Annotated in this window: 25 protein-coding genes; 2 read left to right on the top strand and 23 right to left on the bottom strand. The window is 31.7% G+C overall.

The annotated features are described in order from the left end of the window. Window position 1: 1 nt before the first annotated feature. From KA824_RS03695 to cmk, 21 genes are all read right to left on the bottom strand, one after another. The gene (locus KA824_RS03695) at window positions 2-2,701 is read right to left on the bottom strand and encodes a helicase C-terminal domain-containing protein (protein ID WP_181187579.1); all 2,700 of its coding nucleotides are present in this window, start codon (window positions 2,699-2,701) and stop codon (window positions 2-4) included. Between the two features lie 24 nt (window positions 2,702-2,725). Next, complete coding sequence (locus KA824_RS03690) at window positions 2,726-3,697, bottom strand: biotin--[acetyl-CoA-carboxylase] ligase (RefSeq protein WP_107384489.1); 972 nt, start codon at window positions 3,695-3,697, stop codon at window positions 2,726-2,728. Further along, on the bottom strand, window positions 3,681-4,889 hold the full coding sequence (locus tag KA824_RS03685) for a CCA tRNA nucleotidyltransferase (protein WP_107384490.1): 1,209 nt from the start codon (window positions 4,887-4,889) through the stop codon (window positions 3,681-3,683). The genes KA824_RS03690 and KA824_RS03685 overlap by 17 nt, the downstream gene beginning before the upstream one ends. Then, window positions 4,882-6,030: an N-acetyl-alpha-D-glucosaminyl L-malate synthase BshA gene (gene bshA / locus KA824_RS03680; protein ID WP_107384491.1), complete on the bottom strand. Its 1,149-nt coding sequence runs from the start codon at window positions 6,028-6,030 to the stop codon at window positions 4,882-4,884. Before bshA ends, KA824_RS03685 begins: the two co-directional genes overlap by 8 nt. 32 nt (window positions 6,031-6,062) lie before the next feature. Beyond that, window positions 6,063-6,380 carry a nucleotide pyrophosphohydrolase gene (locus KA824_RS03675; protein ID WP_019468926.1) on the bottom strand — a complete coding sequence of 106 codons (318 nt, stop codon included), beginning with the start codon at window positions 6,378-6,380 and terminating at the stop codon, window positions 6,063-6,065. 331 nt (window positions 6,381-6,711) lie between these two features. Next, a complete protein-coding gene (locus tag KA824_RS03670; protein WP_046208235.1) occupies window positions 6,712-7,407 on the bottom strand; it encodes a zinc metallopeptidase in 696 nt (231 codons plus the stop codon). Window positions 7,408-7,444: 37 nt separating this feature from the next. Next, the gene (locus KA824_RS03665; protein WP_181187580.1) at window positions 7,445-8,047 is read right to left on the bottom strand and encodes a DUF1405 domain-containing protein; all 603 of its coding nucleotides are present in this window, start codon (window positions 8,045-8,047) and stop codon (window positions 7,445-7,447) included. Window positions 8,048-8,051: 4 nt separating this feature from the next. Then, window positions 8,052-8,612, bottom strand: a complete 561-nt coding sequence (locus tag KA824_RS03660; protein WP_107524402.1) for a YpiB family protein — start codon at window positions 8,610-8,612, stop codon at window positions 8,052-8,054. A 21-nt stretch (window positions 8,613-8,633) separates the two neighbouring features. Further along, the gene (locus tag KA824_RS03655; RefSeq protein WP_107384493.1) at window positions 8,634-9,881 is read right to left on the bottom strand and encodes a tetratricopeptide repeat protein; all 1,248 of its coding nucleotides are present in this window, start codon (window positions 9,879-9,881) and stop codon (window positions 8,634-8,636) included. Between the two features lie 3 nt (window positions 9,882-9,884). After that, complete coding sequence (gene aroA, locus KA824_RS03650; protein WP_107386369.1) at window positions 9,885-11,183, bottom strand: 3-phosphoshikimate 1-carboxyvinyltransferase; 1,299 nt, start codon at window positions 11,181-11,183, stop codon at window positions 9,885-9,887. Between the two features lie 9 nt (window positions 11,184-11,192). After that, window positions 11,193-12,260, bottom strand: a complete 1,068-nt coding sequence (aroB, locus tag KA824_RS03645; protein ID WP_107384495.1) for a 3-dehydroquinate synthase — start codon at window positions 12,258-12,260, stop codon at window positions 11,193-11,195. A gap of 37 nt (window positions 12,261-12,297) precedes the next feature. Continuing rightward, complete coding sequence (gene aroC, locus KA824_RS03640) at window positions 12,298-13,464, bottom strand: chorismate synthase (protein WP_019468919.1); 1,167 nt, start codon at window positions 13,462-13,464, stop codon at window positions 12,298-12,300. 386 nt (window positions 13,465-13,850) lie between these two features. Further along, window positions 13,851-14,300 carry a nucleoside-diphosphate kinase gene (gene ndk / locus KA824_RS03635; RefSeq protein ID WP_019468918.1) on the bottom strand — a complete coding sequence of 150 codons (450 nt, stop codon included), beginning with the start codon at window positions 14,298-14,300 and terminating at the stop codon, window positions 13,851-13,853. Window positions 14,301-14,424: 124 nt separating this feature from the next. Next, window positions 14,425-15,378: a polyprenyl synthetase family protein gene (locus KA824_RS03630; protein ID WP_181187624.1), complete on the bottom strand. Its 954-nt coding sequence runs from the start codon at window positions 15,376-15,378 to the stop codon at window positions 14,425-14,427. A gap of 25 nt (window positions 15,379-15,403) precedes the next feature. After that, window positions 15,404-16,105 (bottom strand): demethylmenaquinone methyltransferase, encoded by a 702-nt coding sequence (locus tag KA824_RS03625; protein ID WP_107384503.1) that lies wholly within the window; start codon window positions 16,103-16,105, stop codon window positions 15,404-15,406. A 17-nt stretch (window positions 16,106-16,122) separates the two neighbouring features. Further along, window positions 16,123-16,680, bottom strand: coding sequence for a heptaprenyl pyrophosphate synthase subunit A (locus KA824_RS03620; RefSeq protein WP_107384497.1), 558 nt, complete (start codon window positions 16,678-16,680; stop codon window positions 16,123-16,125). A 296-nt stretch (window positions 16,681-16,976) separates the two neighbouring features. Further along, window positions 16,977-17,249 (bottom strand): HU family DNA-binding protein, encoded by a 273-nt coding sequence (locus KA824_RS03615; RefSeq protein ID WP_019468914.1) that lies wholly within the window; start codon window positions 17,247-17,249, stop codon window positions 16,977-16,979. Window positions 17,250-17,418: 169 nt separating this feature from the next. After that, window positions 17,419-18,417 carry an NAD(P)H-dependent glycerol-3-phosphate dehydrogenase gene (locus KA824_RS03610; protein ID WP_107384498.1) on the bottom strand — a complete coding sequence of 333 codons (999 nt, stop codon included), beginning with the start codon at window positions 18,415-18,417 and terminating at the stop codon, window positions 17,419-17,421. Between the two features lie 16 nt (window positions 18,418-18,433). Beyond that, window positions 18,434-19,744, bottom strand: coding sequence for a ribosome biogenesis GTPase Der (gene der / locus KA824_RS03605; RefSeq protein ID WP_019468912.1), 1,311 nt, complete (start codon window positions 19,742-19,744; stop codon window positions 18,434-18,436). Between the two features lie 195 nt (window positions 19,745-19,939). After that, window positions 19,940-21,118, bottom strand: a complete 1,179-nt coding sequence (gene rpsA / locus KA824_RS03600; protein ID WP_107384499.1) for a 30S ribosomal protein S1 — start codon at window positions 21,116-21,118, stop codon at window positions 19,940-19,942. 296 nt (window positions 21,119-21,414) lie between these two features. Further along, on the bottom strand, window positions 21,415-22,071 hold the full coding sequence (cmk, locus tag KA824_RS03595; protein WP_107384500.1) for a (d)CMP kinase: 657 nt from the start codon (window positions 22,069-22,071) through the stop codon (window positions 21,415-21,417). 78 nt (window positions 22,072-22,149) lie between these two features. On the opposite strand from cmk, the gene KA824_RS03590 reads away from it, so the two are divergent. Beyond that, complete coding sequence (locus KA824_RS03590; RefSeq protein ID WP_107384501.1) at window positions 22,150-23,124, top strand: asparaginase; 975 nt, start codon at window positions 22,150-22,152, stop codon at window positions 23,122-23,124. Window positions 23,125-23,217: 93 nt separating this feature from the next. Here KA824_RS03590 and ypdA read toward each other — a convergent pair whose 3' ends face one another. Continuing rightward, the gene (ypdA, locus tag KA824_RS03585; protein WP_107384502.1) at window positions 23,218-24,204 is read right to left on the bottom strand and encodes a bacillithiol disulfide reductase YpdA; all 987 of its coding nucleotides are present in this window, start codon (window positions 24,202-24,204) and stop codon (window positions 23,218-23,220) included. 312 nt (window positions 24,205-24,516) lie between these two features. Between ypdA and KA824_RS03580 the strand changes: the two genes are divergently transcribed. Then, the gene (locus KA824_RS03580; protein WP_226952016.1) at window positions 24,517-24,702 is read left to right on the top strand and encodes a transposase; all 186 of its coding nucleotides are present in this window, start codon (window positions 24,517-24,519) and stop codon (window positions 24,700-24,702) included. 562 nt (window positions 24,703-25,264) lie between these two features. Here the strand turns inward: KA824_RS03580 and ebpS are convergent. Next, window positions 25,265-26,884, bottom strand: coding sequence for an elastin-binding protein EbpS (gene ebpS, locus KA824_RS03575; protein ID WP_107385351.1), 1,620 nt, complete (start codon window positions 26,882-26,884; stop codon window positions 25,265-25,267). Window positions 26,885-26,939 lie beyond the last annotated feature (55 nt).

Here is a 26,939-nt window from a genome sequence, read left to right as displayed (position 1 = left end):
TTTAATGATGTATTGTCTCTTTTTTTATTTTTTTAAGTAAGCTTGAAAATTGTTTTATATCACCTTTTTTTTGGCGATAACTTTCTAGTGATTGTTCAAAGAATTGTTTGTAATTACTTTTAATTAAACGATCATCAAAGGATACAATTATGCCTTTATCTTGTTCATTTCGAATAAGTCTACCTAACCCCTGTCTGAAACGCGTAACAGCATCTGGTAATACAAAATCTTTGAATGTGGAAGTGAATTCAGATTCCATTAGCCAATATTTAGTATTATTATGATTCATGAATGGTAGTTTTGTGATCATCACGCATTTGATACCATTTGATTGAAAATCAAACCCTTCAAAAAATGTTCCAGTCCCTAATAATATGGCTTTAGAAAAACTGTTGAATTGCTGAACGATTTTATAGTTTTGGTTTTGTTGTTGCGTGAGTATTACATAATCTTCAAATTCAGGTAATTCATTCAAGAGTTCTTGTACCATATGCATCATCTTATAACTAGTGAAAAGAATTAAACATTTTGATTCAACGACTGTTGTATATTCTATAACATAATTGACAATAGAGCTCACATAATCATCAATATTTTTATAATTATATGAAGCAATATCATTTGGTATAAATACTGTTGTCTGATTTGAAGATACTGCAGTAGTATCAAGTTCATAAGTATTAAAAACGATGTCCTTATTAAACCACTGCTTGAAATTTTCAAATGAATGATTAAAGGTTAAAGTACCTGAAATGAATATTAGCGCATTAAATTTATCTAACACTTGTTTTGTTAGTATTTCTTTCACATCATAATCTTTGACATTTAATTTTATTGTGGATTTTTGATTAATATTTTTAATAGACAAATAACTAATATGATTATTTTTCAAACTAGTTTCAATTGCCCTAAATTTATCATTGATATAAAGTAATTGTTTTCTTACTGTTTTAATCGTTTTATGGCTCATGCCATTAAAGAATTCTAAAGTCATGTTTAATTTATGAATAACGGCATGCAAATCATTCAAAATCGGCGTTACATCGAAATGATATACAAAATGAACTTTATGCACTTCATCATCATGTATTTCTGATTGTTGGATGCTATTAAACATAGTACTAAACAATTGTTCATTTAAATCATGTATTTCATTGATATTTGTTTTAAGGCCAAAAACATCGATTGGTGGTATATCTAACTTTTCAAGTATACGTTGTTGTTCTAAATAGTCGATTGCTGCAAGCAATTTTTCGTTTTCAGTTTTACCGATCAGTCCTAATTGATACTTAACATCAGAATAACTTAACTCATTCGTAACTTGATTTAAAGCATAGTCAGGTAATCTATGTGCTTCGTCAATAATACAATCATCAAATAATTGATAGATTGTATTATCATGTGAAGCATGAATTAAATGTGCATGATTAGTAATACCGATTTGAATATTTTTTGCGTTGCGTTTAATAAAGTTAAAATAATTAATGTCATTACGCACTGGAACATAAGTTTCTAACTTTTGTTCGTAATACATTTTCTGTCCGCCTTTTAAATCTAACTCCTGAATATCTCCAGTATGCGTTTCTGTAATCCAAATTAATAACTGCATTTTTAAAATGCTTACTTCGTAATTATTAGATTCATCTTTCAAAATTTGACTGATTAATCCTAAAGAAATATAGTCTCTTTTACTTTTGATTAATGAAGCATTTATTTTAAAATTTAAAGCTGATTTTAGAGCAGGTATGTCTTTTTCCAACAATTGGCTTTGTAATAATTTTGTATTCGTAGAAATCATTACATGTTTCCCTGTTTGAATATTATACATTAATGATGCTAATAAATAAGAAAATGATTTGCCACTTCCTAACGGTGCTTCAATCATGGCTTTTTCACTATGCATCAATTGTTCTAATATAATTTCAGCTAAATATAATTGTTGTGGTCTATATGTTAAATTTAATTTTTCAGTAATATCTGTATATAGATCTTTTAAGGTTCCATCAAAATTTGCAGTAGGTGCTTTAAAATCTTTTTGTTTTTTATAAATAATCTGTTCAAACTGATCGAAATCTTCATTTAGAGGTTCATGATTATGGTTTCGAGCCATTTCAAAAAGAATATCATGTAAATCATACTTTAAATTTTTACTTAAATAATAAAGTTGCTTTAAAGTGTCTAAATGGAGCGCTTCAAATTTATTAAAAGCAAGTATCATGAGTTGTGCAGTCGTTGCAGCATCTTCATCAGCACGGTGAGCATTATTTAAAATAATTCCATGCGATTCTGCTAATTCACTTAATTGGTAACTTTTATCTGTTGGGAAAGCTACTTTAAACAACTCTAATGTATCTAATACCTTTTTAGGCTTATATTTGATATTGCAATTTTTAAACGATTTTTTTATAAAATTTAAGTCAAAGGTCACGTTATGTGCTACAAAGATGCAACCTTCTAGTTGCTTATAGATATCGTCAGCAATTTCATGAAAATATGGTGATTGATTTAGCATTTCTTCTTCAATTGAGGTTAATGCTTGAATAAAAGGAGGAATTTCTAAATCTGTTTTCACCATAGAGTGATAGGTGCCAATTATTTTATTATCACGAACGAAAGTAATACCAATTTGAATAATTTCATCATAATCTAATTGATTACCCGTCGTTTCTAAATCAACAACAGCGTAACAAGGTTGTGTCATTTTCATTCCTCCTTTTCTTATAATTTAAAGTTCTATATCTGCACTCATAAGTTTGTGTTGTATCTGTTGGTCATCAATGACGATTAAATAGCCATCCTCATCAATATCTACAGCTTCACCTTGAAATTGTTGCGCATTTTCAGTAAATTTTAAAGATCTATTCCAAATATTTGAAGCTTCAATATATTCATTTCGTATAGTAGAAAATGGCTGGTTTAAAAATTGGTGATAACGTCTTTCAATTTGATTTATCAATTGCTCTAAAAAATGATAGCGATGTATTTTTTGGTTAGCATGTATTCTCAAGCTCGTAGCTTTTAATTGTAACTCACCTTGAAAGTCTTCGGCTAAGTGATTCATGTTTATGCCAATACCACATATAACCGCTTCTATACCATCACTATTAGCCACCATTTCAGTCAAAAAGCCGCAAGCTTTTTTTCCATCAATATAAATATCATTTGGCCATTTTATAGTTACGCTTTCATTACTAAATTGTTGCATTGTATCTCTGATACCCAATGCCATAAACAAATTAAATTTCGTTATCATTTCAAATGGAACTTTTGGTCGTAGCACAATAGACATCCACAACCCTTTGCCACGTGAAGAATCCCAAGGTCTATTGAAACGGCCTTTTCCTTTCGTTTGTTCATCACTTAAAATTAAAAAAGTATCTGTATTGCCAACTAATTTCTGCTTAGCGAGTAACTGTGTGGAATCTATTTGTGCTATTACCTCAACATGATCAAACATTTTTTGCTCATCGATTAAAGGTTCTACAATCCCACTATACCATTTATCAGGTAGTTCAATTAAGCGATGTCCTTTATGGTTAATTGATTCAATTTCGCATCCTTCTTGCTTTAGTTGATCGATGACTTTTTTGACTGCTGTTCGAGAAATTGCAAGATGTTCAGCGATAAATTGACCAGAAATATATTCATCTTGATTTGTATATAAGATTTGAATAACATCTTTACTGTATTTCGACATGTGAATTCACCCACCTAATGAGTTCTGATTTAATATTTTGAACATCTCCATCGATAATCGCAATCTCAATATCTCTCAATATTGTTTTTAGCCAAGGACCGCTTTGTTTATTGACTACTTCAAGGATATCTTTACCATTAATATCAATATCTTTTCTCGATTGAATTGGTAGTTGTTTGGATACTTCTTTTACAGACTGTGTATTTATAATGAGTGGTGAAAAAGATGGTAAATGGTTTTTTATGTGTAAATCCATATAATTTAATATGGATTGTATATCTTGCTCACCATAATCATAAATAAGTATTTTAAAGTCTGATTTTGATTTAATATTGGGTAATTGATTGAGTAGCTTTTCTAACTTGCTTATATATTTTTTGTCATTATTACTGATTTTCAAATCATTAAGATTGCCATTTATTGAAGGTTGCTGTACTTTCAATAATGCTACTAATAAAGTGAACGGAATGGCTTCATCCAAAATAAAATTATTTAGATTATAATGTTTAAAAAAAGGAATGTAATTAAATGCATTCAAACGCTGTAAGTTTTCAAAACTATTGGCTACATATTTACCAGAAGTAAGTTTCTTTAACTCAACCACTATACGTTCAATTGATAAATGTTCAATATCATTGATGTGTGATTGCATACCGTAAAAAGTTTCATTTTCTAGTGAGAATCCTAATTGTGATTGAAAACGTAACCCTCGGATGATTCTTAATGCATCCTCATTAAAACGTTCTTGTGCATTTCCTACAGTTCTGATTATGCGATTTTTTATATCTTGTTGCCCATTAAAATAGTCATGAATATGAAAATCAGCGTCCATGGCTATTGCATTCATTGTAAAATCACGTCTTTTAACATCCTCATATAATTCACGCACAAAAAATACTTCGTTAGGTCTACGATGATCATCATAATCACCTTCTGCACGAAAAGTCGTTACTTCATAATGTTCCCCGTTATAAACAACATTGATTGTACCATGTTCTCTACCTATAGGAATTGTCTTTTCAAAAATAGCTTCTACTTCATCAGGTGTCGCACTCGTAGTAATATCGATATCGTGTATTGTTTTATGCATTAGATAATCTCTGACAGATCCCCCAACAAAATATGCTTGGTGCTGGTTAGTTTGTAAAGTTTTTAATATAGGTTTTGCTTGTTTGAATAATGTTTTAGTCATGATTACCCTCTAACATTTTTTTATAATAATATTCATATTGATCAGCAATTAAATCTGAAGAAAAACGTTCAGCAACATCATTCAACATTTGCTGCTGCATTTTTTTATAAAGCTGATTATCTGTCAACAATTGTAAGGCATACGTACTAGCTTTCTCACTATCTCCAACATCTACAAGAAAACCTGTTTCATTATGTTTAATTACTTCCTTGATACCTCCAGCAGTTGAGCCAACTGGAAGTACACCTGATTTCATTGCTTCTAGTAATGTGAGACCAAAGCTTTCCTTTTCACTTAATAATAATACTATATCTGATATTTGATAAAATTCACTTACCCAATTTTGTTTACCTAAAAATAGTACGGAATCTTCAATATTTAATTCACGTGCTTTTGTTTTCATATCCATTAATTGAGGACCATCACCTAATAAAATAAGTTTTGATGGCAATTGTTGGTGTATCTTTGCGAAAGTTTCAATGACTGTATCAATACGTTTAACGGCTCTAAAATTAGAAACGTGAATAACCACTTTTTCTTCAGGTTTTATCCCGTAACAAGCCTTTAATTTGATATCGGATTCAGTCGGCGTTGAATGTTTTGTAGGAAATTCATTTTCTCTAACGAAATTATATATTGGAATAATAGCTTTATCAGTTTCAATAATATCAGTTGTTTGTTCGGCTAGTGATTTACTAACGCTTGTTACTACATCACTACCTTCTATACCAAATTTAATCGCATTTTTTAATGAATGGTCATATCCCAATACAGTAATATCAGTGCCATGTAAAGTGGTCATTATTTTAATATCTTTACCTGACATGTGTTTTGCTAGGATGCCACAAACAGCATGTGGTACCGCATAATGCATATGTAATAGATCTAAGTCATACTCATTGATTACTTCAGCGATCTTTGTACTTAAGGTGATATCATAAGGTGCATATTGGAATACAGCATATTGATTCACTTCAACTTGATGAAATGTAATATTTGGTAATGGTTTTCTAATCCTAAAGGGGATATTTGATGTTATAAAATGGATATCATGTCCTCTTTCTGCTAACTTGATACCCAATTCAGTAGCGATAATACCAGAACCACCCATAGACGGGTAACATGTAATTCCTATTTTCATAGGTGGCACATCCTTTCTTAAACAATGTCAATCTATTTTCTTTCAAAACGATTTTTATCACGTGTATTAAATTTATCCATCGTTTCGTTAAAGCTTTCCGTCATGTCTATATCTAAAGAATTAGCAATACATAGTAACACAAATAAATTATCTCCAAGTTCTGCTTTTACTGTGTTTGCTGCTTCACTATCTTTTTTCTTTTTTTCACCATAAAAGTGGTTAATTTCTCTTGATAATTCTCCCACTTCTTCTGATAATCTTGCGAGATTTGCTAGAGGTGAAAAGTAGCCTGTTTTAAATTGATTTATATAGTCATCTACTTCGATTTGCATATCTTTCATTGATTTCATGATAAACGCCTCTCATTCTTACAGTTTCTTTTATAGTATAGACTAATTCTATGATTCATGCATTATTCCTGCAACCTTTATACGCTATTCAATGTTAAGTAAGCATTGAATATAATGATAATATAAAACACATAAAGCACAGTAATAATGAATCTTACGAAAAATGAGCATGATAAATATTTATATTGAAGGATAATTATTGCAAGCATAAAAAAGAGGCTGGACAAATTTATTGTCTCAACCTCTTATGCTAATATTGTCATTCTTGCCATTTTAAGACGAAGAAATCATTTGAAACCAATTAGACTTCTGTCACATGTGTATGACCAAATTATTCACTTGATCTAGCGATTAAAATGAAACGTGCAAGTTCTGCTAATGCTACAGCAGTTGATGCAACGTAAGTCATTGCAGCAGCAGATAATACTTTTTTCGCATGTCGATATTCTTTTTCATTAACAATATCTAAACTTTTGATTTGTTTCATTGCTCTACTGCTGGCATCAAATTCGACTGGTAAGGTAACAATTGAGAAAAGTACTGCAAATGACATTAATGCAATGCCAATCCAAAGTGCAGTTGAACCCAATGTACTCTGTAAACTAGTTAAAACAATACCAGCAAACACTGCCATGTAACCTAAAGAACTACCAATATTTGCTAAAGGTACTAATGATGTTCTAAACCTTAAGAAGAAGTAACCCTGAGCATGCTGGATAGCATGACCTACTTCATGGGCAGCTATTGCTGTTCCAGCTACAGAAGGTCTATTGAAGTTCGCTGGAGATAAGACAAGTACTTTTTTACTAGGATCGTAGTGATCTGTTAGAAATCCTTTACCTTCGACAACGTCTACATCATAAATTCCATTTGAATGGAGTATTTCAAGCGCTACTTCACGCCCTGTTTTTCCACTAGTTGATCTTACTTGAGAATACTTTTCATAGTTAGATTTAACCTTGTGTTGTGCCCATAGAGGCAGAACCATTAAGATAACAAAGTATATAATCATATAAATAAAAGACAAAAATCCTCACTCCTTTATAAACATTTTACTGTGGACGTTAATAATGGTCAAATATTTTATCTTTTTTAAATAGAGTTAAACTTAAATATAAAACTAAAGGTATGACATTTAACCAAAATGCTAAGTATGCAATTGCCCCAATGTGACTTTCAATAAAATCATAAAAAGGATATTGCATGAATACATAATCGATAATGTCATTGTGGAACACCCATATCATCGCTACGAAAAACGAAAGCATAGTCACTTTAAATCTTGGATAAAATATAAAAGCTTCAATGGCCATAATGCCGTGGGAAAGTATCAGCATACAACCTATAACTGTAATCATGTCGTATTGGATAAATAGGATAATATTCATAATTACAGCCCATACACCATATTTGATTAATGTGACAAAAGCAAGTGCTTCAATGATTGGTATGTTCTGGTTAACAATTAACCCTAGTACAGCAATACATAAAAATAATGATGCAGTCGGACTATCAGGTACAAAAGGTATAAAATACCATGGAGTAATACTCATTTGTGAACCATACCAAATATACCCATAAATCGTTCCTAATAAATTACATATTAATAAGAAATAGAGCATCCCTTTATTATAAATGATAAGTTGCCAAAGCGAATAAATGTTCATATAGTCAATCCTTCGATAATGTATTAAGATTCCTCAACTTAAATGTATTAAGGATTTGAGATAATTGATAAAATAAAGCTTTATCTTGTAATTGTAAACTTAAGTCAATATTGTCTTGTAAATATTTGATAATAGATGATTCACTTTGTTTTGATAATGGCAAGCCATAAATATCTTGAATATATAAAGCATAATAAGGAGAGTGAAGTAATTGTGTTAACAATAATTCATCTAATCTTGTATCTCTTGAACCTTCATTATTTAAATATAATTTGATATCAAAATGGATGTTTTGATTTGCGATATAGTCAAATATTTTTTCATTGTTAATATATTGTTGATTCTGCACTTTAAGTTTTATGGCGATATTGTCTGTATTCACTGCAGCAATTTCTAAAGTATTATGACTAGGAATTTGCTCATCTACAAAGTATATTTTTTGTAATAATTCAGGTGAGGATTTTATCAAATTTAATACCCATACACTAATTCGAGATTTAAAACGATAATGGAATAATACGTATTCTATAAAACTTGCTTTTACTTGTTGTAAGGTATCAGTCAATGTACTCACCTTCCTTACTTTTTAGAATGATTGCAATCTCTCAGCTTCATCATGCCATGTTTCATTAGATGGATCTATTTCCAGTAATTGTTTTAAGATTTGTTGAGCTTGTTCTATATAACCAATTTCAACTAAATAGAAATAATAATCACTTAAAAATGCTGATTGCGTTCTCATAGTTGGATAAGCTAATTCAAAGAAATGTTGAGCTTCTTTATCTCGCTCTTCTTGACCTAATGCATGTGCTAAGTGCCACATAAATACTGGATCCAAATCTTCTTCATCTGCATATTGTAGTAAGCCAATAATTGACTCGTAATCTTCTTCTTGTCTATAGAAATCACTTAAGATTAATAGTGGTTCCTGATAAGCATTGTCTACATCTAATGCTTGTAGTAGTAATTGAACACCTTCATTAGCATCTCCGTGTTCGATTTGAATACTTCCTGTTGATACCATTAATTCTTTATAAAATTGACTCAATCTCAATCCTTCTTTACCAATTTCAATGGCATCTGCGTGATTATGCTCGTTTTCATACAATTGTTGTAGATAAAAGTAGCCTTGTAGGAAATCCGGATCTTTTGATAATAATGTTTGTACTAATTTGATAGCTTCTTGTGTTAAATCATTTTTTTCATAAGCAATCGCTTTTTTGAAGTAACTTTCTGAATCCATTTCATCTTCACTGATTTCATCGAACATCATGATTGCATCGCTATAATTTCCACTTTGCAAGCTACAATCAGCTAAACGTGAGAATAAATTAACATTATTGACCTGATATTCTCCCGTTTCTAGTACCGTTTCATATTCCGATGAAGCACGTAAATATTGTCCATCAAAATAAAGTAATTCTGCCAATGCGAAATGGATGATTGGGTCATTGGGTTCAATATCAATAGCTTCTACTAATTTATCAATAGCTACTTCTAGCATATTTAATTGTTGGTACAAATCTGCTTCTAACATCAAACGTTCCGTAGAAAGTTCAACAGTACTTAAATATTCTAATGCTTCATCCGTTTGGTCTTCCGCGATCAGCCCTTCAATAAAATAAATTAACAGTTCACTTTCATCTGGATATTTATGATAAAGTGTACGAAATACCTCAAGACCTTGCGGCATTAATCCATAATTATATAGTGTTTCACCAAGTATAAAGAGTGCATCATCTTTTGGAGAACTTAACGCGTCATTTACACGTGTATCTAAGTTGTCTAGTTTTTGTAAGTTGATATCATCTATAAGTTTATAGATATCTTCCATACTTTATCCCTCTTTTTCTAATTGTTTAAATTTAGCTAAAAAACCTGGGAAGGAAACATTGACTGCATCAAATTGATCAATCGTTAATGTATCATCAGTTAATAAAGAAGTTACAGCAAGCATCATTCCAATACGGTGATCAGTAAAACTATCCACTGTGGCAGTTTGTTCCAATCTTGATGGATGTATAATCATGCCATCACTTGTTGGTTGCAATGTAAAGCCTAATAAATTCAACATGTTTGCTGTAGTATCAATACGATTTGTTTCTTTGACCTTTAATTCTTCCGCTTCTTTTATAATACTTGTGCCATTTGCTTGAGTACAAAGTAATGCAATAACTGGTAACTCATCAATTGCTCTAGGTACTAACTCACCTTCGATATGGATAGGTTTCATGTTTGGCGTATACTGTACACGTATTGAAGCGGTAGGTTCTGAACCATTAGTTTGATTGAATAAAGTTATATTTCCACCCATTTGTGTCACGATATCAATAATACCTGAACGTGTTGGATTTACGCCAACATTGTGAATTGTAATATCACTGCCTGGTGTTATCAAGCCAGCAACAATGAAATATGCAGCAGAAGAAATGTCGCCAGGTACATGAAAATCAGTGGCAGTAATATGTTTGATACTATTTTCAGGTAATTCAATCATTTTATCATTGGTAGTGATTGGAATTTGATAATGTTCAAACATCGTTTCTGTATGATTACGCGTAATACCGATTTCAGAAATAGTCGTTTTTTCGTTTGCAAATAAGCTTGCAAATAAAATTGCACTTTTAACTTGAGCACTTGCGACTTCCATTTGGTATGTTATGCCTTTAATTTGAGCAGGTTTGATTAATAAAGGTGTATAATTATTATTTACACCTGAAATATCTGCATTCATTAAGGTCAAGGGTTTCATAATTCGATCCATAGGTCTTTTTCCAATTGAAGCATCACCAGATAACACTGTTTCAATACCAAGGCCACACAATAATCCAGCAACTAAGCGTGTAGTTGTTCCAGAATTACCAGTATAGAGTACTTGATGTGGTGTTTGGAAAAATTTATATCCAGGTGAATTAATTTCTATTTTATCTTCTAATATATCTATTTCCACACCTAGCAGACGGAAAATTTCAACTGTACGAATACAATCTTCACCAAGTAATGGTTTATATATCGTTGATTTACCAGATGCTAATGAGCTCAGAATAATAGCTCTATGCGTCATTGATTTATCTCCAGGAACTTCTATATCTCCAATCAGAGGACCTTTTATATCAATTGTTTTACTAATAACCAAATATGCCACCTACTTTTTAATATATGTTTGTAATGCATTAAAGCTCTCTAATAATATGGATTTATCAACATGTTTAACCACAGGGTTACCTAATCCTTCTAATAAAACCATCTGCACCCCTTGCTGATCATTTTTCTTATCTCTTAACATCAATTCATAAAGTGGATCAAAATCGAAGGTATTGATGATATTTAATGGATAATCTAGAGAATTTAAATAATTGATGTAATGTGAAATATCAAAATTTTGATTTAAAATATGATTTGACACAATAAATTGGAATAGGATGCCAATCATTACTGCATGACCATGTGGAATTTTAAATGCATATTCAACGGCGTGACCAAAAGTATGTCCTAAGTTTAAAAATTTACGAACGTTAGATTCTTTTTCATCTTTTACAATGATATTTAACTTAGTCTCTATGCCCTTAAAAAGATAATATTCCATTTCATTTAAGGAAGCTAACGTAGCTTTATCATAAAAATGCGCTTCAATATCTCGTACTGCGTTCGCACTATTTAATAATGCGTGTTTATATACTTCAGCATAACCACTCAATACTTCTGTATAAGGGAGTGTTGAAAGAAAATTCAAATCATAGATAACAGCATTTGGTCTATAAAATGCACCAATCAAATTCTTACCGTGTTTCGAATTGATACCCACTTTACCACCAACACTAGAATCGTGCGCTAATATCGTCGTAGGCACCTGAATAAAATCAACGCCTCTTAATAAGGTAGAAGCTAAAAATCCAGCGAAATCACCTGTGGCTCCCCCTCCTACTGCAATGATACACGTATTTCTGGTCAAATTTTTACTCAATAATGTTTCTATACTTTCGGCATAATAAGCTAGAGATTTTGTGGTTTCACCTGATGGAACCATCAGCTTGTGTGCATCGTATTCAGATGTAATAAATTCTAATGTGTCATCCCATTTGTTTGCGATTTCGGTATCAACGACAAGTACAATATCTTTATAATTTTCAATATAATGACGCAGATCCTTTAATGCGTTATGTTCTATGATGATGGGATAATTATTTGTCTCATACGTAGTTTGTAATTTCATAGATATCACCTGGCTAATCTTAAAATTTTAATAAAACTTAGTATTCTATATTCAACAAGCGACGTTCTTCAATTTGTGATTTTAATTGATCGATATGATTACATTGGAATTCTTCTAATAGTGCTTTTGCAAGTTCAAATGCAACAACATTTTCTACTACAACACTTGCAGCTGGAACAGCACAACTATCAGAACGTTCAACAGAAGCTTTAAATGATTCTTTAGTGTTAATGTCTACTGAGTTTAAAGGTTTATATAGTGTTGGAATTGGTTTCATAACTCCATTGACGACAATAGGCATACCATTAGACATACCACCTTCAAATCCACCTAAATGATTTGATCCTCTGTAATAACCATTGGTTGTATCATATAGTATTTCGTCCTGTATTTCACTACCAGGTTTTTCAGCTGCTTTAAATCCTTCTCCAAAACTCACACCTTTAAAGGCATTGATACTTACGACACCTTGAGCAATTCTACCATCTAATTTACGGTCGTAATGGACATAACTGCCGATACCAATTGGCACACCTTCAATAACAGTTTGCACAACACCACCAATAGTATCTCCTGCCTTTTTAGCATCATCAATTTTATCTCTCATTTGTTGAGCGATGTCATCATTAATAACACGGACATCATTTTTATCAATATTAGATTTAATCGTTTCAAGATCATACTCTAAATCATCTTTAATACCACCAATTTCCATAACTCTACTATAAAAATGAATATCGAGTTGCTTAAGTAATATTTTAGATACAGCGCCAACAGCTACTCGCGCGGCAGTTTCTCTAGCTGAAGAACGTTCTAATACATTTCTTAAGTCTCTATGATTATATTTCATACCACCGATTAAATCTGCATGTCCAGGACGTGGTTTTGTAATCACACGTTTCATGTTTTCTTGATCTTCATCGCTAATAGGGTCAGCACCCATAATTTTTCTCCAATGTTTAAAATCATCATTTGTGACAATAAGCGTGATTGGACTACCAAGTGTATACCCGTTTCGCACACCAGACACAATTTCAACACTATCCTTTTCAATTTGCATGCGTCTACCTCTACCATATCCACCTTGACGCTTAAACATTTCTTCATTTATATCGGCAACATTAATTTCTAAATTTGCTGGCACACCTTCAATAATTACTGTTAGCTGTGGACCATGTGATTCTCCTGAAGTTAAATATCTCATTATTTACCCACTCCGTTCTTTAGTACTTTAAATGATTATATGTTCCTTATCTTATCATATTCATTTGTTCAAATTAACAGAAAAATTTCAAATAACTAAACTTTATAAGATTTACCTACATTCAACTATAACATCTGGCTAAATTTTAGTAATAACTTAAGATATTAAACGACTTCACTATAGAATGCAATTGCAACTTTTATCCATAGAAAAAACACTTTCGTATCAATTCATATTATTATGAATTCAACGAAAGTGTTTTGATTATAATCACACGACCAAGAATCGTGTTTTTAACTATCAGCTTTTTATCTATATTGTTGAAAGTATTAAAAGTTAATAACGAATGTCATCTTATTTGCATTGGTTTGTCAATTCAAAGACAATTATTCATATAACCAAGCTTCACGTGATTCTGTGAAATCACTTAATTCTTCTGCGTTAAACCAAAGCTTGATTTCTTTATTAGCAGATTCTACTGAATCTGAACCATGAATAATGTTTCTGCCTACAGTCAAACCAAAGTCTCCTCTAATTGTACCAGGTGTAGCTTCTGATGGGTTTGTTGCTCCAATAATGTGACGTGCAATATGTACAGCATCTTCACCTTCTACAACCATTGCAAATACCGGTGCAGAAGTAATAAAATCTATTAAATTACCATAGAATGGTTTATCTGTATGTTCAGCGTAATGTTCTTCTGCAAGCGATTTTGGTACCGTCATTAGTTTAGCACCTACAAGTTTTAGTCCTTTACGTTCAATACGTGAAACGATTTCACCTATCAAGTTACGTTGAACCGCGTCCGGTTTAATCATTAAAAATGTTCTTTCCATTGTGTGTTTATCCCCCTGTTAATGATGTAAGTTTTATAAAAATATAAAACAAAATATTATAATGTCTTAAAGCACATTATAATATTAACAGTTAATTTAAGCGCTTTCAATGCTTTTCACACAATTATCCGTTTCTTTTTCCTACTTTTTTAATAATTTTTTTAAATATAGGTTTTGCTTCATCTCTTTCTAGCTGATCAATAAGATGTAAGGCTTTATCTAAATATCTATCACTGATTGCTTGCGATTGGTTTATGACATCAGAATGTTTAATTGTTTGAATACATTCATCAAATAATGATTGATCACTGTTAGGGCCAAGTTGTTCGATTTTTGATTTGAACTCAGGATTTTTACGCATTTCTAACAATACTGGTAAAGTTAAGTGACCATTCATTAAATCACTGCCTACAGGTTTTCCTAATTTTTTTTCAGAACTAGTAAAATCTAGAATATCATCTACGATTTGAAAACTCATCCCAATATAATGTCCAATCATTTTTAAATTACGAACTGTTTTGGTATCGGCGTGTGAAGCAATTGCGCCAACTTCTGTTGATAATTGTATGAGCAAGGCTGTTTTGCGATTGATTCTTCTTAAATAATTTGTAATTGTTTGATTTGCATTAAATTGATCTTGAAATTGGTACAATTCACCCATACATACTTCAACAATAGCACTAGATATCACTTTATGTACTCGATTATCTTCTATATTTGAAATATATTCTAAACCGACTGCTAATAGAAAATTACCTGTAAGAATCGCAGTATCCTGATCCCATTTTTTAGCAATAGTTAAGCTACCGCGACGTTTATCACTTTTATCAATGACATCATCATGTACTAAAGTAGCCATATGTATTAATTCAAGTGCAACAGCTACACGATATACATCTTCATTCATTTCTTCACCAAATTGACTACTTAAGATTACAAAGGCAGGTCTTACACGTTTACCACCTGATGAAAACAAATGATAAGAAGCATCTTCTAAAATTTGATCTTTACTTATTAATGCTTCTTCTAATCGTTTTTCAATTATTTTAATTTCATTATTCATATTTAACTTTGACACAGTCATCACCTTTGGTTGTTTCATTTTATTTATAGCCTAGGTGCATCGCTGCAACGCCACCAGTGAAGCTACGTACCTTTATATTACTAAATCCTGCTTGTGAAAATAAACGTTTCAATTTTTCTTTATCTGGAAAATCAAAAGTGGATTGTTGTAACCATTCATATTCATCTTTTGATTTCGCAAATATTTTACCGAATATAGGCATAATAAATTTAAAATATAATTTATAACACTGTTTGAATATTGGTGCAGTTGGTTGGCTTGTTTCTAAACAAACAACCATACCACCAGGCTTTAATACTCTATTAAGTTCCTTAAGTGTTGCTAGATAATCAGGTACATTACGCAAACCAAAGCCGATTGTGACATAATCAAATTCATTATCTTCAAACGGTAAATTCATTGCATCACCATGAATAAGTTGGATGTTTTGCATATCCGTTGTCTTCTTTTTCCCTTCTTCAAGCATGTTCTCGCTAAAATCTACACCTATCACTTCACCAGAAGGACCGACTGCCTTGCTTAAAGAAATGGTCCAATCGGCCGTGCCACAACAAACATCTAATGCTTTGCTACCGTCTTTGACATTCATTTCTTTCATTACACGTTTTCTCCATGTTTTATGTTGTTCAAAGCTAATGATGTTATTTAAGCGATCATACTTTCCAGAAATATTTTGAAAAACGTTATGGACTTGTTCTTTTTTTGCTTTATTATCTGTCATCATTGATTACCTCTTTTTTAATAAATTTCTGATTTAATTTCATCTAAAAATGTAGTTAATTCATCTTTTGAATATTTCTTTAAATACGAAGGATGATTTTCTAATATGTTTGCTAATAATTTTTGGTTTATATTTACTGTTTCTATATTTGGTACGTATCGATTGATTGTTATAAGTGGAAATTTATTTTCTATCATTAAAATATAATGTCCAATTTTTTCTCTTGGAATCACTCCATTATGGATTGAAGATTTCATTTCGTTAATTTCAACAATCGCTGAACTAATTTGCTTTTGAAAAATTGGATCATGTAACTTCGCTAATAATGTATAAAAGTGAGCGCTTAGTAAATCACCAATTAATATGGCTTTCTTAGAGGATAAATTTTTGGAAACCTCATCTAAATGACGCATGGCAGTATCTATAGTGAGGCAAGCTAATTTAGCATCTTCAGGTATATCATAAGAATCAAGGATTTTTGCTAATACTTCATTTATATAAATAGCGTCATAATGATGTATACCTTTCAAGCGTTGGGTAATTTGTTTTTCAAAAATACTTAATGTCGTTTCCATGTTCACACCTCACGTTATTATCAATATACATATTAACATTATATAAGGAAAATTAAAATCAACGGTTTTCAAACTGATAAATATATACGTTTTATGTATTTTGTGAATAATAAAAATTATTCAAAGAAATGAATTATGTTTTGTTAATTATTTTAAAAAGCTCTTAATATCATATCATCATATCGAATGATACCATATTAAGAGACATAGTTTACAATCTATTTTTATTTGCGTTTAAAAGTTTTTACCAAAAGAAAAAAGCCCCTGTAACAAGGGCTTCACTTGTAAGTAAAGAATTATTTAACTGCATCTTTTAAAGCTTTACCAGCTTTGAACGCCGGTACTTTGCTTGCAGGGATATCAATTTCTTTACCAGTTTGTGGATTACGTCCTTTACGAGCAGCACGTTCACGTACTTCGAAATTACCGAATCCAATTAATTGTACTTTTTCACCTTTAGAAAGTGATGTTTGAATTGATTCGAATACTGCATCTACAGCTAAACCAGCTTCTTTTTTAGTTAAGTCAGCTTGTTCAGCAACAGCATTGATTAAATCTGTTTTGTTCATTATGAATTCACCTCCCCTAGGGTTTATAATGATAACTTAATATCATTATGGTATGACTTTAACACAACGAATACTGCAACTGCAATGATTTATGTGTAAAAAACGTTGAATTAATAGGATTTTAATATCAAATTGTTATATATTTGCTAAAAAGTGTAATACTTCTATCTTATTCAGCTTTTTTGCCACGTTCCATTAAATCTTTTACGCTTTCATCGACAGGTTGGTTTTCAAATAAAACTTTGTATAATGCAGTTGTAATTGGCATATCAATATTGTGTTCTTTTGCTAAATTATAAACTGATTTTGTCGTGTATACACCTTCAACAACCATATTCATTTCTTCCAATGCTTTGTCTAAGGATTTACCCTCACCTAATTTATAACCAAGTGTATAATTTCTAGAATGTGTAGAGGTACAAGTTACAATTAAATCGCCAATACCACCCAAACCTAAAAATGTGAGTGGATCTGCACCTAATTTTTCACCAAGTCTACTTATTTCAGCTAAACCTCTAGTCATTAATGCCGCTTTAGCATTGTCTCCGAAACCCATTCCTGAAATCACACCGCTTGCAACAGCTATAATATTTTTCAAAGCACCACCCAATTCTACGCCAACTAGATCGTCATTAGTATAAACTCTTAAATAATCGTTCATAAATAAATCTTGAGCTAGCTTACTCACCTCTGTTGATTTAGAAGAAGCAGCCACTGTAGTTGGTTGTTTGATGACAACTTCTTCAGCATGACTTGGCCCTGATAATACACCAATACCTGCATTATGTTCAGGGCTGATTGAGTCTTCTAACATTTCAGAAACACGTTTATAAGTGTCGTTTTCTATTCCTTTAGCAACATGGATAAAGGTTTTTTTCGATGATAAATGTGAATCTATTTCACTTGCAACTTCTCTCATCGCTTTAGTAGGTAAAGCCATGAGATATACATCTGAATGTGTTATTGCTTTATTTATATCAGTAGTTGCGTTAATTGATAACTCAAGTTGTGCATTTTTAAGATATTTTGTGTTTGAATGTAATTCATTTATTTCTTTAACAGTCGTTTCATTTTTTCCCCACATTAATACTTGGTGTCCATTTTCAGCTAAGACATTTGCTAATGCCGTACCAAAACTCCCCGTACCAAAGACAGTTATATTAGACATGTAACCCCTCCATTTATTAATTTCTTCTTCTAGATATGATGTGTACAGGTGTACCTTCAAATCCAAAGGCAGCTCTTATTTGATTTTCAAGATAACGTTTATAAGAAAAATGCATTAATTCTACGTCATTTACAAATACAACAAATGTAGGAGGCTCTATTGCAACTTGTGTAGCATAAAATACGTTTAATCGACGTCCTTTATCTGTTGGTGTAGGATTCATAGAAATTGCATCTGTGATAACTTCATTTAATGTTGAACTTTGAACACGTTTTTTATGATTTTCACTAGCTTCTAGAATATATGGGAATAGTGTAGATAATCTTTTCTGTTCTTTAGCTGAAACAAATGCGATTTGTGCGTAATCTAAGAATTGAAATTCTTTACGCACTTCGTCTTTAAATTTCTTCATTGTGTTTGTTTCTTTATCTACAGCATCCCATTTATTGACAACTATAACAATCGCTTTTCCTTCTTCATGCGCATACCCAGCGACACGCTTATCTTGTTCTATAATGCCTTGTTCTGCATCAATTACTACTAAAACAACGTTTGATCGTTCTATCGCTTTAAGTGCTCGTAAAACTGAGTACTTTTCTGTATTTTCATATACTTTACCTTTTTTTCGCATACCAGCAGTATCAATAAGGACGTAATCTTGATCATCATAGCTATATTCAGTATCAATAGCATCTCTAGTTGTCCCAGCAACATTTGATACGATAACACGATTTTCACCTAATATGGCATTAACTAAACTTGACTTCCCAACATTAGGGCGACCAATGATTGATAAACGAATTGTATCTTCGTCATATGGGTCTGGTTCTTCTTCTTTGAAGTTTTTAACTACTTCATCTAATAAATCACCTAATCCCAAACCATGTGAACCTGAAATAGGATAAGGATCTCCGAAACCTAGTGAATAAAAATCATAAATTTCATTACGCATTTCAGGATTATCAACTTTATTCACAGCTAATACAACGGGTTTTTTAGATTTATATAGCATTTGAGCTACCATTTCATCACTTTGTGTTAAGCCTTCTCTAACATTTACCATAAAAATAATGACATCAGCTTCATCTATGGCAATTTCTGCTTGTGCTCTTATCTGTGTTTGGAATGGAGCTTCACCTATTTCAATACCTCCAGTATCAATGATATTGAAATCATGAGTTAACCATTCGCCTGATGAATAAATTCTGTCACGAGTCACACCTGGTGTATCTTCAACAATAGAGACACGTTCACCTACGACTCTGTTAAAAATTGTAGACTTTCCAACATTCGGTCTTCCTACAATAGCAACTATAGGTTTAGTCATAACTAACTTCCTCTCTTTTTTAATCTCTATAATTCTATCATACGAGGTAAGTATTTCAAAAGAAATTATTAATGAAACCATTTAAATGATTTCCATTAAATACAATTACTTAATTGATTGATATGGACACTAAAAAAATAAATCTTGCCCTAACATAATATAGGACAAGATTTAGGTTTGGTCTTATGATAACTATTAAAACTTAATATCTTTAAGTTTATCTCCGAAAACATCACCAAGTGTTGGATTGTCTTCATCTTCATTATTATCTAAATACGATTGCGTTGTTTCATTATCACTTTCAGCAACGTTTTCGTCAGATAATGTTGCTTTAATAGAAAGTGAAATACGTTCATTATCAATATCGACACTGAGTATTTTAACACTGACAACTTGTCCTGGTTCTAACACTTCACCAGGTGTACCGATGTGTGAATGACTGATTTCTGAAATATGAACTAAACCTTGAACTCCAGGTTTGATTTCAACAAAAGCACCAAAATTTGTAAGTCTGACAACTTTACCTTCTATTACATCGCCTTCATTGACTTCTCCTTTTAATGATTCGAATGGGCTTGGTAACGTATCTTTAATTGATAATGAAATACGTTCAGAATCTTTATCAACAGATTTTACCTTCACTTTTACTTGATCACCAATTGAGACAACATCTTCTGGTGATTTAACATGTTCATGTGATAATTCAGAAACATGTACAAGTCCATCTACGCCACCAATATCGATAAACGCTCCGAAGTTTGTTAAGCGTGCAACTTTACCTTCTATTACATCGCCTTCATTAAGATTATTTAGTAAGTCATCTTTTTTCTCCGCATTTTCTAATGCTTCTACAGCTTTACGACTAAGAATGACGCGATTATTTGCTGGATCTAGTTCTTCAACTTTTAATTTTAGAACTTGACCTTCAAAATGAGAGAAATCTTCGATGAAATCGGTTGAAATTAATGAAGCTGGTACAAACCCTCTTTGACCAACATCTACTACCAAACCACCTTTTACAACTTCAGTGACTTTAGCTTCGATAATTTCATCATTATCTAATTTTTCTTGTAAAAATTCATATGACTTTTCAGTTTCTAATTGACGTTTAGATAAGATATAAGTACCTGTCTCATTTTCTTCGTCATATTCCACTTTTGTAACATATGCACCGATTTCGTCACCAACTTTAACAGCATCACTCGGATTATCAATATGATGTGTTGAAAGTTGACTTATAGGGATAATACCGTTAAATTTACCACCGTTAACATGTACAATTACTTGTTTTTCTTCAATCTCTTGAATTTCACCAGTAACTTTATCCCCTTCTTTAATTTCGTTAATCATTGATTCATTGAATTCTTCAGTCATCTTGTCTGCCTCCTTATTACACTACATATTTATAACATCTTATAATTTGACAGAATTGTCAAGAAATTCCACTTTATAGTGAACACTCTAATTCCATACATTTAAAAATATTAATTGATACTTATCATGTAGACAATAGTTTTAATATCAATAGCAATTTACATTGACTTATATGTAGTACAAATTTTAAAAATCTACTACAATAATATACCCTAATTTTGATATTTTATAACTTTTTTACATTATTTTAACAAAAAGACAAAAAGAATAACAAATTGCCATGCATGCTTAATTATTTAAATTTTTTCTACTAATGTTAAAATTTTATCAGTAACTTCTTCGATACTCATACCAGTAGTGTCAATTGTTATTGCATCATCAGCTTTTTTCAATGGAGATATTTCTCTATTCATATCATATTGATCACGCTCAGAAATTTCTTTTTTTAATTGTTCTACTGTTGATTGAATCCCTCTGATTTCATTGTCCTTTTGACGACGTACAGCACGTTCTTCCACAGAAGCAATCATATATATTTTTAAATCAGCATCAGGTAAGACAACAGTACCGATATCTCTTCCGTCCATTACGATTCCTTTTTGCTCTGCCAATTCTTGTTGTTTTTCAACTGCAAATGAACGCACTGATTCTTTTGAAGAAACATAGGAAACATGATTCGTTACATCATTTTCTCTTAAATAATCTGTAACATCTTGGTTGTCTAAAATAATTCTTTGCCCTTTTTCTTCATCATAAGTTAATGATAGCTCCGTTGACTGAACAAGTTCAGAAAAATTTTCAGTTTTATTTAATTGTAAATATTTATAAGTAATAGCACGATACATTGCACCAGTATCTACATAAACCATAGACAATTTGGCTGCCACAAGTTTTGCTATTGTACTCTTACCTGCGGCTGCAGGTCCATCAAGTGCGATATTTATTGGTTTCATTTTAGTAACCCTTCCTTGTTGTTTTATAGATATTATTTTATCATAAATATGTATTTTATAAATAGGAGGAATGCACACATGAAAAAACTTCTTGTCATACATACTGGTGGTACGATTAGCATGTCACAAGATGAATCAAACAAAGTTGTTACAAATACGGATAATCCAATTTCGAATCATCAAAATATTATTAATAAATATGCTGATGTAACTGAAATAACACCTTTTAATGTACCATCTCCACATATGAATATTGAGTATGTAGAAACATTAAAGCAAATTATTAACCAATCTGAAAAACAAGATGACTATGATGGTTATGTGATTACACATGGCACTGACACGCTAGAAGAAACGGCGTATTTATTAGATTTAACAGTGGATACCTCGAAACCAATTGTAATCACAGGTGCGATGCGTTCCTCTAATGAAATTGGTGCAGATGGATTATATAACTTTTTATCAGCAATTAGAGTTGCAATAAGTGATGAATCATTAAATATGGGTGTTATGGTGGTATTTAATGATGAGATTCATACAGCTAGAAATGTTACGAAAACACATACTTCTAATACGAATACTTTTCAAAGTCCGAATCATGGTCCTTTAGGTGTGATTACAAAACAAAGTGTACAATTTCATCACAGACCATTTGATCATTTAGTACTGACTGAAATAAATCAAACTTTAAATATCCCCCTTGTTAAAGCATATATGGGGATGAATAGTGATGTATTATCTTTCTACAGTAAAAAACAAGTGGATGGCATTATAATTGAAGCACTCGGACAAGGTAATTTACCTCCGACATGTTTAGAAGGATTGAATCAATGTTTAAGTAATCATATACCAGTCATACTTGTATCTAGATCTTTTAATGGCATTGTTGGCCCAATTTATGCCTATGAAGGTGGCGGAGCAACATTAGAGGAAAAAGGTGTTATTTTCTCTAATGGATTAAATGGACAAAAAGCGAGACTGAAATTATTAATCGGTTTAAGTAATCATTTAACGTTTGAACAATTGAAAAAGTATTTTGAAGCTCAGTTATAAAATAAAAAAAGAGTTGAGATAAGTAATATTGGATTTTTAGAATATTGAAGGAATTCTAAAATAATAATCACTTATCCAGCTCTTTTTTTTATATTATGACTCTAAAGGTGTTTGTTTTTTAGATAAAATATTTTGTGTGATGATGCCACCATGATATTTACCGTTTTCAATGAAAATCGTATTAGCATCATTCCCTGCTGCAATTACACCAGCAATATAACAATTTTCAACATTTGTTTCATAAGTTTCTTTGTTATGAACCGGTGCTGTACCATATTCATTTTCATTGATTTCAATTCCAATTGATTCTAAGAAATTATAGTCCGGGTGATAACCAATCATTGCAAAAATATAATCGTTAGGAATCTCAATTACTTCCCCATCTTGCTCATAAATAACACTGTCTTCAGTTATTTTTGTGACGTCAGCATTAAAAGCCATGTTTATTTTTTCATGTTTCACTAATGATTCAAAGTTAGGTAAAATCCATGGTTTAACTGCTTTTGGATAGTCAGAACCACGATAGATAACTGTGACATGTGCACCAGCTTTTTCTAATTCCAATGCTGCATCTACTGCTGAGTTTTTGCCACCGATGATAACAACATTTTGATCGAAATAAGGATGTGCTTCTTTAAAGTAATGTTTTACTTTTGGTAGTTCTGCACCTTCTACTTCTAAAGTATTATGTTGACCATAATAACCAGTAGCTACAGTTAGAAATCGACACTGATAAACATCTTTCGTAGTAGTAAGTGTAAAACGATTATTAATTTTTTTAACAGTAAGGACTTCTTCGAAAGCATTGATACGTAGTTGATGATGTTTAACAACTTCTCTATAATACACTAATGCTTGATTTCGACGTGGTTTGCTTTCTTCTACAATAAACGGAATGTCACCGATACTTAATTTATCACTTGAAGAAAAGAATGTTTGGTGTGTTGGATAGTTATAAATAGCATCCACTACATTTCCTTTTTCAATTACTAATGTATCAATCCCTTTTTTCTTTTGTTCGATAGCGGCACTTAAACCACATGGTCCACCGCCAATGATTATACTTTCTACTGTTTGCATAGTATTTGTCCTCCTTTTACCACCCATTTATTATACCAGTAGATTTTAAAAAACCAAGTGATAGAATTTGAAAATTTGTTTACAATAAAAATTAATTCATTGAAATTAGCACAATACAAAAAGGACTAATCCATTTGATAAGGATTAGTCTCAGGCTGTCGACAAAGTCTCCGACTTTGTTGGCAGTTTTTATGCATGCTTTCCGCGGGCACTGCCTTAGCCTATAGTCTTCGGCTAGTGCTATTCCCGCAGGAGTCGGCATAAATCACTGTCAATATTATAATATATGTAAATTAAACAGTGATGTTATTTATGCTGTTGAATAAATCAATCAATAAAAGAGAGCAAGATAAAATAATTTCTTTTTCTGAATTTGTCTCTAATAATCATTTATTACGTAAAGTCGATGCGATATTAGATTTAAATTTTGTATATGAACTTGTCGAAGATAAATATTGTCTTGATAATGGTAAACCATCAATAGATCCAGTTGTTTAGTAATAATTATACAAGTCGTTTTCATGATACAGATTTATTTGAACAAATATTTGAGAAAATACTAAAAATAGCTATCAAAAAGAAATCTATTAGATCAGTCATTTTTATTTATTGATTTTATGCATATTAAAGTAAATGCAAATAAGAATAAATACACCAAAAGAATTGTGAAAAAAGATACGCCCCACTTGCAGAAAGAATTGGACAATGAAATAAATAAACAAAGACGAGCACTAAGAAAAAAGCCATTAAAAAGTAAAAACAAGGAGGAAAATAAAACAAAAAAAGTTAAGCACAACTGATCCAGAAGCCGGATACTACGCTAATTTGTGGTGCCATGAATTTAATAAATCGCATTGCGACTAGTAAAAGTACCAATAATGGTCTGAAAGACTACTACTATTTTGAAAAAACTATATAAGTAGAAAATAAACAAACCCTTCGCAAATTAATGCGAAGGGTTTGTTTACGTTCAGTAACTAATCCATTTGATAGGGATTAGTCTTTTTATGGAAATGGAGTTAATATTCAAGCTCATTATATTTGTACAGTGTGAATGATATTATTGAGGGATAACTAATTGTTGTCCATTATGAATATCATTACCTTGTAAACCATTGGCTTTTCTGATTTTTTCTACATTTTCAGGAGAACCACTTCCATAATATTGGATAGCTATTCTGTATAGGTTTTGACCATTTACAGTATGTGTTTGTTGTCCTGAATTGTTGTTTGAAGATTGATTGTTTTGTTGATTGTTTTGGCTGTTGGTTGCTTGGTCTTGATTTGCTGAATCATTATCTTGATTCGTAGCTTGGTTATCTTGTTGAGACTGATCGCTTTGACCACTTTGTGCATTTTGATCACTTTGATTACTTTGATTGCTTTGGTCTGATTCAGTAGCTTGATTTTGGTCGCTAGTAGCAGCATCATCAGAATTAGAATCAGTTTGATTTGAACTATCATTATTATCTGATTCAGCGCTATCGTCACTGTTTTTATTTGCTTTATCACTATCAGCATCTTTGTCTTTGTCTGAATCTTTCTTGTTGTCTTTATCTGAGTCAGCATTTTTATCTTTATTATCAGCTACTTTTTTATCGTCGTTGCTGCCACTATCATCATTATTGCCAGTTAGTGCCATACCACCAAAAATTCCGATTGCTGCTAAAATTAAAATTGCTGCTATAATAGGCAATATTTTTCCGAACAAGCCGCCTTTTTTCTTGTTCTTATTGTTATCATCATCATTATTATTATCGTTGTTATTGTTACCGTTGCCATTATTTCCACCAGAGCCGTTGCCATTTGAATGTGCAGCTTTTGCTCCTGCAGCACCAGCACCAGCTGCGGCAGCACCTTTTTTCTTGTTCTTATTGTTATCATCATCATTATTATCGTTGTTATTGTTATCGTTGCCATTATTTTCACCAGAGCCGTTGCCATTTGAATGTGCAGCTTTTGCTCCTGCAGCACCAGCACCAGCTGCGGCTGCTCCGCCAGCTACGGTAGCACCTTTTTTCTTGTTGTCTTTTTGCTCTTTATCTTTTTCAGATTTAGCACTAGTTTCTTCAGTATGTTGATCTTTATTATTAGATGCACCTACGTCTGTGCTAGCACCACTTTTTTCTTTATCTTTTGTTGATGTGATATCATCTTTTGAATCAACAGATTCGTCTTTTTTGTCATGATGTTTTTTAGTGGCATAAGCACCAGCACCAGCAGCTGCCGCTCCACCAGCCACGGCAGCACCTTTTTTCTTATCGTTTTTATCTTCAGATTGGTTGTCGTTATGTGTTTCGTTATCACTATCTTTTTCACTTCGATTTTGATTTATATTATTGCTTTCTGAAGGGTCTTGATTCTTATTGATTTCATCTGTATGAGATGATGAATGTGTGTCTTGTTGTTGTTCATCATCTATTTGACTTGATTTATCATTATTTTCATCAACAGGTGATTGGTTTCCTTCATTTTGATGTGTTGCCGTATCTCTTCTACGTTGTCTTCTTTGAGCATTTCTAGGAGGGAATTGTTCGTCTTTTTTATCAGAAACTTCCTCTTTTACGTTGTCAACGGAATCGTTAACAGAATCCTGTACATCATCTTGATGTTCTTTTGGATCAATAGATTGACGATTTTTCTCAAAATCATCTTTGAAATTATTATTAGACAAATTCATCATCCTTCCGTCATTTAATTTTAGTATATACTGTTTTACCCTAAAAGGTAGTATA

Origin of the sequence: Staphylococcus sp. GDY8P198P, from assembly GCF_017891615.1 — a bacterium.
GTDB classification, from domain to species: Bacteria; Bacillota; Bacilli; order Staphylococcales; family Staphylococcaceae; genus Staphylococcus; species Staphylococcus cohnii.
Note: the sequence above shows the minus strand (reverse complement) of the source record. Positions and strands in the feature narration are given on the sequence as shown.

What these genes read in the sequence shown, in the direction of transcription:
- KA824_RS03695 (WP_181187579.1), bottom strand. Translation starts at nt 2,701, where the DNA reads ATGACACAACCTTGTTACGCTGTTGTTGATTTAGAAACGACGGGTAAT.
- KA824_RS03690 (WP_107384489.1), bottom strand. Translation starts at nt 3,697, where the DNA reads ATGTCGAAATACAGTAAAGATGTTATTCAAATCTTATATACAAATCAA.
- KA824_RS03685 (WP_107384490.1), bottom strand. Translation starts at nt 4,889, where the DNA reads ATGACTAAAACATTATTCAAACAAGCAAAACCTATATTAAAAACTTTA.
- bshA (WP_107384491.1), bottom strand. Translation starts at nt 6,030, where the DNA reads ATGAAAATAGGAATTACATGTTACCCGTCTATGGGTGGTTCTGGTATT.
- KA824_RS03675 (WP_019468926.1), bottom strand. Translation starts at nt 6,380, where the DNA reads ATGAAATCAATGAAAGATATGCAAATCGAAGTAGATGACTATATAAAT.
- KA824_RS03665 (WP_181187580.1), bottom strand. Translation starts at nt 8,047, where the DNA reads ATGAACATTTATTCGCTTTGGCAACTTATCATTTATAATAAAGGGATG.
- KA824_RS03655 (WP_107384493.1), bottom strand. Translation starts at nt 9,881, where the DNA reads ATGGAAGATATCTATAAACTTATAGATGATATCAACTTACAAAAACTA.
- aroB (WP_107384495.1), bottom strand. Translation starts at nt 12,260, where the DNA reads ATGAAATTACAAACTACGTATGAGACAAATAATTATCCCATCATCATA.
- aroC (WP_019468919.1), bottom strand. Translation starts at nt 13,464, where the DNA reads ATGAGATATTTAACTTCAGGAGAATCACATGGTCCACAGCTAACAGTA.
- ndk (WP_019468918.1), bottom strand. Translation starts at nt 14,300, where the DNA reads ATGGAAAGAACATTTTTAATGATTAAACCGGACGCGGTTCAACGTAAC.
- KA824_RS03625 (WP_107384503.1), bottom strand. Translation starts at nt 16,105, where the DNA reads ATGACAGATAATAAAGCAAAAAAAGAACAAGTCCATAACGTTTTTCAA.
- KA824_RS03620 (WP_107384497.1), bottom strand. Translation starts at nt 16,680, where the DNA reads ATGGAAACGACATTAAGTATTTTTGAAAAACAAATTACCCAACGCTTG.
- KA824_RS03615 (WP_019468914.1), bottom strand. Translation starts at nt 17,249, where the DNA reads ATGAACAAAACAGATTTAATCAATGCTGTTGCTGAACAAGCTGACTTA.
- KA824_RS03610 (WP_107384498.1), bottom strand. Translation starts at nt 18,417, where the DNA reads ATGTCTAATATAACTGTCTTTGGTACGGGGAGTTTTGGTACGGCATTA.
- der (WP_019468912.1), bottom strand. Translation starts at nt 19,744, where the DNA reads ATGACTAAACCTATAGTTGCTATTGTAGGAAGACCGAATGTTGGAAAG.
- rpsA (WP_107384499.1), bottom strand. Translation starts at nt 21,118, where the DNA reads ATGACTGAAGAATTCAATGAATCAATGATTAACGAAATTAAAGAAGGG.
- cmk (WP_107384500.1), bottom strand. Translation starts at nt 22,071, where the DNA reads ATGAAACCAATAAATATCGCACTTGATGGACCTGCAGCCGCAGGTAAG.
- KA824_RS03590 (WP_107384501.1), top strand. Translation starts at nt 22,150, where the DNA reads ATGAAAAAACTTCTTGTCATACATACTGGTGGTACGATTAGCATGTCA.
- ypdA (WP_107384502.1), bottom strand. Translation starts at nt 24,204, where the DNA reads ATGCAAACAGTAGAAAGTATAATCATTGGCGGTGGACCATGTGGTTTA.
- KA824_RS03580 (WP_226952016.1), top strand. Translation starts at nt 24,517, where the DNA reads ATGCTGTTGAATAAATCAATCAATAAAAGAGAGCAAGATAAAATAATT.
- ebpS (WP_107385351.1), bottom strand. Translation starts at nt 26,884, where the DNA reads ATGAATTTGTCTAATAATAATTTCAAAGATGATTTTGAGAAAAATCGT.